7 protein-coding genes and 1 pseudogene are annotated in these 8,167 nt (G+C 57.5%); 6 read left to right on the top strand and 2 right to left on the bottom strand.

Going from position 1 to position 8,167, the window contains the following annotated elements; translation table 11 throughout:
• Positions 1 to 614: pseudogene (locus tag NW837_RS10200) on the top strand (hypothetical protein); the annotation flags it as partial.
• Positions 615 to 651: 37 nt separating this feature from the next.
• Positions 652 to 1,017 carry a hypothetical protein gene (locus tag NW837_RS10195; protein ID WP_011433539.1) on the top strand — a complete coding sequence of 122 codons (366 nt, stop codon included), beginning with the start codon at positions 652 to 654 and terminating at the stop codon, positions 1,015 to 1,017.
• Between the two features lie 283 nt (positions 1,018 to 1,300).
• On the opposite strand, the gene argS is transcribed toward NW837_RS10195, so the two are convergent.
• Positions 1,301 to 3,097 (bottom strand): arginine--tRNA ligase, encoded by a 1,797-nt coding sequence (gene argS / locus NW837_RS10190; RefSeq protein ID WP_414331226.1) that lies wholly within the window; start codon positions 3,095 to 3,097, stop codon positions 1,301 to 1,303.
• Between the two features lie 320 nt (positions 3,098 to 3,417).
• Here argS and NW837_RS10185 point away from each other — a divergent pair, with 320 nt between their 5' ends.
• From NW837_RS10185 to NW837_RS10175, 3 genes are all read left to right on the top strand, one after another.
• Positions 3,418 to 4,500, top strand: a complete 1,083-nt coding sequence (locus NW837_RS10185; RefSeq protein ID WP_414331224.1) for an ABC transporter substrate-binding protein — start codon at positions 3,418 to 3,420, stop codon at positions 4,498 to 4,500.
• 479 nt (positions 4,501 to 4,979) lie between these two features.
• Complete coding sequence (locus NW837_RS10180; RefSeq protein ID WP_414331223.1) at positions 4,980 to 5,804, top strand: electron transfer flavoprotein subunit beta/FixA family protein; 825 nt, start codon at positions 4,980 to 4,982, stop codon at positions 5,802 to 5,804.
• 221 nt (positions 5,805 to 6,025) lie between these two features.
• The gene (locus NW837_RS10175) at positions 6,026 to 7,144 is read left to right on the top strand and encodes an electron transfer flavoprotein subunit alpha/FixB family protein (RefSeq protein WP_414331221.1); all 1,119 of its coding nucleotides are present in this window, start codon (positions 6,026 to 6,028) and stop codon (positions 7,142 to 7,144) included.
• Positions 7,145 to 7,166: 22 nt separating this feature from the next.
• Here the strand turns inward: NW837_RS10175 and NW837_RS10170 are convergent, their stop codons facing one another.
• Complete coding sequence (locus tag NW837_RS10170) at positions 7,167 to 7,451, bottom strand: YggT family protein (RefSeq protein WP_011433534.1); 285 nt, start codon at positions 7,449 to 7,451, stop codon at positions 7,167 to 7,169.
• A gap of 238 nt (positions 7,452 to 7,689) precedes the next feature.
• On the opposite strand from NW837_RS10170, the gene NW837_RS10165 reads away from it, so the two are divergent.
• The coding region (locus tag NW837_RS10165; protein WP_414331220.1) for a DUF4388 domain-containing protein at positions 7,690 to 8,167 on the top strand (478 nt) is incomplete at its 3' end.

The raw sequence follows: 8,167 nt of genomic DNA, 5'->3' as shown, positions 1-8,167 counted from the left end.
TGGCCAGCAGGAATTGGCAGGGGGATCAGCTTTCCTCTGCAAAAGATTTACCAGAGAGTCTGGAGAAACCGGCGGATTCCAGTTCTGAGGCAGCAGCACCAACTCCTGCCCCTTCCCCCACCCCCAGCGCCGCCGTTCGCCAAGAACGTTGGCAGCAGCAGCTTTGGCAGCTGAGCGTCGAGTTTGCCCGCTACGGCGTTCTCGATTATCTACAGCAGGCCGCCCAACCCGCCCAGAGGCTGGGGATCCCGGTGGGGGCTGTCTTCTTCCCAGAAGGCAACCAAGCAGTAGGAGAAGGGTTTGACGCTCGTCTGCAACCCTGGGACCGCTTTGATCCGGGTATGGAATGGCACCCAATGGCCTATGCCAAGTGCGAGGATAGCTCCTGTGTGGCGCAGCAGGTGGAGCAGGTCCTGGCTGTGGCCTCTCCCCAAACCTTTGTCTGCCCGGCCATTGCCGGTCTATGGGGACAAGCCCAGCGGCAACGCCCCAGCCTGGAAACCCAAACAGCAGAGCTGGCCCGCCGCTTCCCGCAGTTGCCCTGTGTGAGTCACTTCGCCCTCTCCTGGATCGAGCCGGAGCTGGAGCGCAGCCGTCGCACCTGTCAACTCTAACGCCCATCCCAATCTGAAAGTTAGGAATTCTGAACTTATGAGCCCTGAGCAATTTGATCTGATTAACCGCCTGTTTCAACTGACTTTTCAGATCGGGGATCGCTTGGGCTGTGAATCCTCAGATCCTGCTCAATTGTTGCTGACCAACCGGCCCAGCCTGGAATCCAGTTGCACATTCTTTCCTTCCGATTTCACCTACGAAGCCTTGGATCCCCAAGTGTGGGCCGACTACATGGCGGAAGTTCCGGCCTTAGCGCAGATGGCGAATATTTTGCAACCTTATCCTTTCACCTGTGGCATTTATCGCCAAGACGAGGTTTCGTGGTGGATTTGCGCCTTTTGGGCAGCCCAAGAGGACTTGGGAACCAACTTGCTCTTGCGCGCCCACAGAGTCGAAACTTAGGCGCTTGAGCCCTATCTCCTCTCCCTCATCGAGACGGGGATCGGCGTTACCGGAATCAAAGGGGCTGATAGCAGTCGTGGTTTTTATTACCATCTATTTCAACTGATCGCGCTAGCGGGCCAGAGGCCTTAGCAGGAAGCAACCGGCCGTTTGTTTCACCTTGACGGTGAGATAAATGACTATGCGTTGTGGAACGGTTTATTGCAATTGACCTACTCGCGACCGCTATAGCTGGCTTCCGCCCAGAGCGTGAGCTGGGGGCCTTACGGCACTCCTTCGTAAATCACATAGACTCCGGCGCGCTCAGGCCGAGAATGCCGGTGAGGACGTTAAACAAAACCTGCTGCGTGGCCTGCACCAATTGGATGCGGGCTTGGGCCAAAAGGGGATCCTCTTTCAAGAGCGGCAAAATACGGCAGTTGTCGTAAAACTTGTTGAAATCGGCGGCGATGGCTTCTGCATAGCGGATGATCTTGTGGGGAGCGCGCTCTTCGGCAGCGGCGATCAGCTCATCCGGCAAGGCCAACAAGCGCAGCAGCAGGGCCCGCTCTTCTGGCTCTTTGTAGGGCAGTTTTTGTTGCTCCGTCAAAGGGACTTTGTTGGTCAGTTCAACCTTTTCTTCTTCCTGTAGCCGCCGCAGCAGAGTGCAACAGCGGGCATGGCTGTAGTGAACATACACGACCGGGTTATCGAAAGTTTGCTTGACGGCCAAATCCAAATCGAAGTTGATGGGGCTGTCCATGCTGCTGCTAAGCAAAAACCAGCGGGCTGCATCGACCCCCACGCCAATTTCTGGATCTTCGATCAGGTCATTGAGTGAGACAAAGTTGCCGGTGCGCTTGGACATGCGCACTTCGGTTTTCTCACCGGTTTGCGGGTCGGTTTTGAACAATTTGACAAATTGTCCAATCAAGATTTCCAGCTTGACATCTGGGCTGAAGGCACCCACCGCCGCCTTTAAGCGGCCGATATAGCCATGGTGATCCGAGCCAAGAATGTTGATCAGCCGGTGATATCCCCGCTGCACTTTATCCCGGTGGTAGGCAATATCGGCGGCTAGATAAGTGAACGAACCATCGGCCTTTTGCACTACCCGATCCTTGTCGTCGCCAAATTCTTGGGTTTTGAAATAGACGGCCTCTTCGGCCCCTGGCTTGGGATCCTCACCCCGCGGCGCTTTGGCTTTGTAGAGAAAGCCGCGCTCTTGCAGCTCCTGCAAAGCTTGCTGGATGGCGCTCAGGCCTGTCTGGGGATCGGGGGTGTGCAGGCGGCGCTCGCTAAACCAGTGATCAAACTCGGTGCGTAGTTGTTGCAGGGTCTGCTTTTGCCAGGCCAGCATTTCCCCATAGGCAAAATCGGTGTACTCCTCTAGGGTGGTGGGCAGAGGGCGGATCCCGGCCTTGACCTGACCCAACAGCCGCCGGGCAATATCGACCAAGTAACTGCCATGGTAGGCATCTTCGGGCAGAGCCACCTCTTCCCCCTGCAGTTGCCGCACCCGCACCTCCAGAGACTGGCCCAAGAGCCGCATCTGGTTGCCGGCATCGTTGATGTAAAACTCCCGCTCCACCTGGTGGCCCGTCCAGTGCAGCAAGTTGGCCAACGTAGAGCCAACGGCAGCCCAGCGCCCATGGCCGACGTGCAAAGGCCCCGTCGGGTTGGCGGAGACAAACTCCAGCAGAATGCGCTCAGGATGGGGAATGGCTGTTTTGCCGAAGTTTTCTCCCAGATGCAGCAGCTCCTGCAGGCGCTCGGCCAAAAAGGGATCCCCCAGCCGGAAGTTGAGATACCCTCCTCCCGCCACCTGAGTTTCGATGTCCGGCAGATCCAAGTGTTTTTGCAGGGTTTGGGCGATCTGGGCCGGTGCTAGGCGGCAGAGCTTGGCCATGCCCAGGGGGGTGGGACAGGCGTAATCGCCGTAGCGAGGGTCGCTGGGGATCTGGATCACGGGGGCAATCGCTGTGGCTTGCTGGGGGGCCAGGGATCCCAGTTGCCCCGCCTCTGAGGCCCGTCGAATGCTCTCGGCTACGGCGGCGGTGAGAAACCGAATCAGCGAGGTGGATACGGGTTGAGTGGCCATGGCTGTTCGTGTCGGCAGACGTCGAGAGAGGTTCCAGGGATGCCTGGGGCAGTAAAAGCATCATCATATCGACAGCCAACCGGCTCTGACAAAATCTGACAAAAGAATAGATGCTCCCCCAGCCAAACTTTGCTTTTGCTCGCCTGCTTTGCGAAGATGGCTCTGACAAATTGACGGGACAGAGCTTTAGGCCAAGCTTTTGGGTACAAAGTATCACCGAATACAAAAGTTTAACTCTGCTTTGCTAAGTTGTTTGGCGGTAATGCTCGCCTTCCCGCTTGCGGATTTCTGCTGAGACAGCTGCTGTGGAGTTTACTAGTATGTCCATCCCGAAATCGTCGCGTCGTCAATTCCTTCAATCTGCTGCTGCGGCTGCCTCTTGGGTTGCCGTTGGAGGGCTAAAGGCGAGGGCTCAGAGCCGCGGGCCGCTTCTGGTTTCCCAGGGACTGACGCCCCTGAAGTTTACCCTCTCTTGGTTGCCCTCTTCGATGGATACCCCCCTTGTAACGGCGATCTTGAAGGGCTACTTCGCCGAAGAGGGGCTGGAGGTCACCTACGAGCGCGGCTATGGCTCCGCCGATTCCATCACCAAGATTGCCGCTGGCCAGTACGACCTGGGGGAAGGGGATCCCTACTCCATGATCGAGTTCAATGCCAAAAATCCGGACGTGCCCTTGGTAGCGATCTATGTCCACTTCAATCGCTCTCCCTTTGGCATCTACACCTTGAAAGGCAAGGGCATCACGAAGCCTGCCCAACTGGCGGGCAAGAAGCTAGGAGCACCGGCAGGGGATGCGCCGCGTCGGCTCTGGCCGGTCTTTGCCAAGCAAGTCGGCATCGATCCGGGCTCGGTGGAGTGGGTAACTATGGAGCCGCAGTTGCGCGAACCTTTCCTCATCCAAGGTCGGGTGGATGCCATCAGCGGCTTTATGACCTCAGCCATGCCCAATCTGGTGCGGGGCGGCGTCAGCTTGGAGGACATCACGGCTTTCCTTTACAACGACTATGGCCTTGAGCTGTACGGCAATGCGCTCATCACTCGTGTGCAATTGCTGCGTGAGAAGCCTGAGCAATTCAAAGCTTTCTTGCGGGCCTATGTCAAGGGTTGGCAAGACACTATTCGTGATACCGATGGCAATATGTTGGCCCTTCTGGACAAAGCCAAGGCCGACGGACAAGTGCTGGATACGGCAATTGAGAAATTGCGCCTTACCCTGGCAATGCCGCGCCTGTTTGTTACCGATGAGGTGCGAGAAATTGGCTTGGGGGATGTAGTGCCTGCTCGTATGGAAACCTCAATTGCTCAGGTGGTGGATGGCTTTGGCTTGCCCACTAAGCCCTCTCTAGAGCAAGTGTTTGATGGAAGTCTGCTCCCACCCAAGTCTGAGCGGATGATTGGATAATCTGGGTTAGGCCAGCAACGATTTTGAAGCCTCTGTCTATTGGCTTGCCGGTGCAGGCCAACTTATCCTGCTTGCTGGGAGGCTATTTCTGGCTGCAGGTGTGGTCTGCGTCCTTATTGGATCCCTCATCCGCGAAGTATCCCCAAAGCTTTTCGTGGCAGGGATCCCAGGCTGCTCCTGAAAGAGGCCGACGGGAGACCTGTTCGCGTTGGTGGATGGGAGACCGGAAGCGGCATGGAGCAGTAGGGGAGTGTCTCGAACTTTGTTTAGGGTTACCCAAGAACGCCGTAAGGCCCCTGCCTTTGGGCATGGGGAGCATGTCAATGAAATCAAACCTGAGAAACAGATGTATTGGGAAGAGTAGCTTAGGGGTGCTTGAAGTCGAGATAGCTTTTCCGATCCCGAAAAAAAGCTGAATAAGTTTGTGGTGCTCAGGGATCCCTTTTAACCTGGAGGGGATCACTAGGGAGTTTAGGCCCTTGGAAACTTTTGTTCTGATTAAGCAAGTTCCCGATCAAAACGCCAAGGCCGGCATCAACAGTGACGGCACGATCGATCGCGCCAAGGCCAAGCGGATGTTAAACCCTTTTGATCGCTATGCACTGGAAGCAGCTCTGCAAACCAAACGGCAACACGGGGCGAGAGTAACGGCAATTACAATGGGGCCACCCCCGGCCATTGAGGTGCTCTACGAGGCCATTGCCCACGGGGTGGATCGGGGTATTTTGATGACCGACCGCCGCTTGGCCGCTTCCGATACCCTAGCCACAGCGTATACCCTGGCCCAGACGGTTCGCTATGCTGGCCGGCCCGATGTGATCTTCTGCGGGCTCCAGACCACCGACGGCGATACGGCCCAGGTGGGGCCACAACTGGCGGAGCGGTTGGGGATCCCTCAGGTCACCTATTGCGAAGCCTTCGAGATTCGGGATGGGATCCTGGTGGCGCGGCGGGCCATCGAAGGGGGATCCCAAATCGTAATGGTGCCCCTGCCGGTTTTGATTACGGTGGCCAATTCCGCTCGGCGTTTGGCCTACCCCACTCTACGGGGTGTGCAGCGGGTGCAGCGGCTAATGCGGGATGAGGCGGCACGGGCCGAGGCGATCCAGATCCTCAACTTGGACGATGTGGGGGCAGACCCGGAGCGCTGCGGTCTCAAGGGATCCCCAACCATCGTGGCTGCCACCGAAAAAGTGGGGGAAATTGGCGGCAACTGTCAGATCTTTCAAGGGCAGTCCGTCCCCCAACTGGTCAACCAACTAACTCAGGCCGTTGACCTCTTCCGCTACGCGGCAACTTCCTAGATCTTCTGCCTTGCATCCCTCTGGCCAATTCTTATCTCCATCACCTTTCAATCCTCATCGTCTCATCTATCGATCCCAGGGTGGCTAGCCGGCGAAAGCTCCCGGTTTTGGGCAGTGAAAAGTTAACTCAGAAAGACTCTGCTGACCTCGTCGCAATTGCAACACCCAAGATTGCCCTCGACCCGATTCAATCCCGATCTCAACCTAGGAGTCACAGTTTTATGGATCGCAAGCGGATAGTGGTCTTCGCCGAGCAGGTGAACGGGGAACTGCAGCCCATTGGCTTAGAGTTGTTGGGGGCCGGGCGGCGGCTGGCCGATAAGCTGGGAGCCACCTTGAGCGCTCTTGTGCTTGGATACAACATTGCCCACTTGCCCCCAATTCTGATCGGCCACGGGGCAGATCAAGTCTTCATCGCCGATCACCCCGAGTTGGCCGAATACCGCACCCTGCCCTACCGCCGGGTGATCACAGACTTGATCAAAAGCTGGCCCCAACCACCCCACACCATCCTGCTGGGATCCACCACCACCGGGCGAGATCTGGCCCCCCGCTTGGCCGCCCACCTGGAGACCGGCCTGACCGCTGACTGCACCGAGCTGGACATTGGCCCCTTCGAGTACACCAACAGCAAAGATCCCAGCAAGTCCGGCCTCTTCCCCGACTGCCTTTATGCCATCCGGCCCAGCTTCGGCGAATCTCTCAAGGCTCGCATCCTTGGCCCCTGGAAAAACCCGCAAATGGCCACAGTACGACCAGGGGTGATGGTGCCCCTGCCCTGGGACAGATCCCGCCAGGGGGAAGTGATCCCGGTGCCGGTCAACTTGGATCCCGGTGACCTGAGCCTGCAGATTGTGGAAACGGTGCGCAACCTGTCCCAGGCGGTAGATCTCACCCGCGCCAAGGTGATCGTTTCCGGCGGCTACGGGCTGGGATCCCCAGAGGGATTTGAGCTGTTGAGGGAGTTGGCCGCTTGTTTTCCCAACAGCGCCGTCGGCTCCTCCCGCAAGGCCGTGGATTCTGGGTGGATCCCCTATGCCCACCAGGTGGGCCAAACCGGCAAGACCGTCCGCCCCCAGCTCTACATCGCCTGCGGCATTTCTGGGGCCATTCAACATCGCGTGGGCATGGACAAATCCCAGACGATCATTGCCATCAACAAAGACAGCGCCGCTCCTATCTTCAAATTTGCCCACTACGGCATTGTCGGGGATCTCTACCAGGTGGTGCCGGAGCTGATCCGGCAACTGCGACAGAGACAGGAGGAGCTCCGAGAAGGCGCCGAGGGCCAGCCTTTCCAGAGCCTCGGCGAGCGGATCCCAATTTTGCAGAGTCGATGAGAGATGGTTGGCAAAAACGCTCTCAGTGCAGGGCCATTGTCAGCAGCCCCTGCTGCCCCAGCAACACCTCCCGCAACAGGGTAACCAGGCCCACCCAAACCACAGGGGCCATGTCCACACCTCCCAGAGGCGGGATCAGGCGACGGGTCGGGCGCAACAGAAACTCCGTCAGGCCGACCACCAACGAGTAGGGCAACCGAGAAGTATCCAGTTGCGGATACCACGACAGAAAGATGCGCAGCACAAACAGGAGGGTGTAGAGCGCCAACAGTGGGCCAAGCACCCAAGAGGTGAGAATTGGCAGCATAGGTTACTCAAAGAACAGGTTTACTGGTGGCAGTTCTCTCCATTCTGCTCTAATTGGGAGGGTCTGCTGGAGTCCAGAGATACCTCGGGGAATGCAGGCGCTCGGCCCAAGTCAAACCCCAACTTTTTTAAACTTTAATTTAACCCTCTTCCCGAAAATGGCCTTACCGGCGGGGCAGCAACAGTTAAAGACTAGCGTCATAATAGACGTATCTTGCTGGACTGCAGGCAGGGATCCCATGCAAGGAAAACTACAAGAGATCGATATCCGCAGCATCCTTCAGCTCATCGAGCTGGGCCAGCGCACCGGTGAGCTTTTTGTAGAGGCCAGCCCCTCTGTCTACTGGTTTGTCTTCTTCCTGAATGGGCGGATTATCTACGCCTCTGAAACGGAAGGGAACATTGCCCGCCTCAGAGACTATCTGCACCGCTTCAAGCTGGAAGCCGCCCTGGAGGAAATTCAAATTCCCCACAAAGCCGCGGTCAACGCCCCCGAATACAACCGCCTCTGGTCTTTGCTGGAAAGCCACAAGCTCAACCCCAACCAGGGCAAGCAAATCCTGCTGGGCATGGTGCGGGAAGTCCTCTTCGACCTGCTTAGCCTCCACCAGGGTTCCTTCATTTTTGAGGCCGGATCCCCCCTGGCCCCCCAATTGACCACCTTCCCCGTTACCCCCCTGCTCACCGAGATCGTAGCCCAAGTGCAGGAGTGGAAAA

It is taken from the genome of Synechococcus sp. R6-10, assembly GCF_047461815.1.
Classification (GTDB): domain Bacteria; phylum Cyanobacteriota; class Cyanobacteriia; order Thermostichales; family Thermostichaceae; genus Thermostichus.
The sequence above is the reverse complement of the archived record's forward strand: the minus strand, read 5'-3'. Positions and strand labels throughout refer to the sequence as shown.